The organism is Streptomyces sp. H27-H5 (assembly GCF_026627505.1).
Classification (GTDB): Bacteria; Actinomycetota; Actinomycetes; order Streptomycetales; family Streptomycetaceae; genus Streptomyces.
On record NZ_JAPNLK010000320.1, the window covers coordinates 1 to 1,052 of the forward strand.

The 1,052-nt window shown below is 77.3% G+C and carries 1 protein-coding gene; it reads left to right on the top strand.

Annotation, left to right across the window (positions count from 1 at the left end):
• Positions 1–31 precede the first annotated feature (31 nt).
• Positions 32–958: a hypothetical protein gene (locus OTB19_RS43025; RefSeq protein WP_267804301.1), complete on the top strand. Its 927-nt coding sequence runs from the start codon at positions 32–34 to the stop codon at positions 956–958.
• Positions 959–1,052: the final 94 nt, after the last annotated feature.

A 1,052-nucleotide genomic window follows, 5' to 3' on the forward strand; every position in this document is an offset into this window, starting at 1 on the left:
ACCCCCGCTTCACCTGAGTCAGAGGAACCCTGTGAACAGGAAACAGACCACCGCCCTCCTCGCCCTCCCAACCATCTTCGCCGGGGCCGCACTTTTCCTCGGTGCTCCTGCCGGCGCCTCGGCCCTGGCCTGCACCGCCGGCACCGCCGGCGTCGCGGGTGCCAACGGCAACTCCTCCCACCCCAACGGTTTTCCCGGGACCGCGGGCGGCCCCGCGACCGGGGCCGGGGACTGCGCCGGCGGTGCGGGCGGTCCGGGCGGTAACGGTGTGCTGGGCGGGGTCGGGGGCGTGGGCGGCAACGGCGGGCCCGGGCTGGGCGGCGGCTCCGGTGGAGCGGGTGCCATCGGCGGCAAGGGCGGCCCCAACGGTGCGGCGGGTGGCAACGGTGGCACCGGTGCCTCCGGCGGCCTCGACGGCGCGGGCGGCGCGGGCGGAGCAGGCGGCGCGGGCACCAAGGGTGGTGCGGGCGGCACCGGTGGCTCCGGCGGCGACTCCGGCGCCAATGCCGGAGCGGGCGGCGCGGGCGGCCTCGGTGGCGCCGGGGGATCCACCGGCGGCGCGGGCGGTAACGCCGGTAACGGCGGCATCGGCCACGGCGGCGGCGCCGGCGGCAACGGCGGCGCCGGCGGCATCAACAGCTCCGGCAACGGCGGCAAGGGCGGACTGGCCGGAAACGGCGGTAACGGAAGCTCCGGCGGCGCTTACCCGGGTGGCGCCGGCGGCATCGGCGGGGCCGGCGCAATCAGTTCCGGAGGCCTCCTCAATGCCGGCGGCAACGGCGGCAAGGGTGGCAACGGCGGCGCCAAGTCAGGTGCCAGTGCCGACGGCGCCTGCGGGATCGGCGGCGCCGGCGGGAACGCCACCGGGGGCCTCCTCTTCCACGGCGGTACCGGCGGCATCGGCGCGACCTTCGGCGGTGGCAGCCCCTGCGCCAACGGAGCCAACGGAACACCGTAACCGGGCCCGCCCCAGGTGTCCCCGGGCCACCCCTACGCGAGGACACCTGGCGCGGCTCCGGGGATGAGGCCGCACCTTGACCCCTGTCACTGAA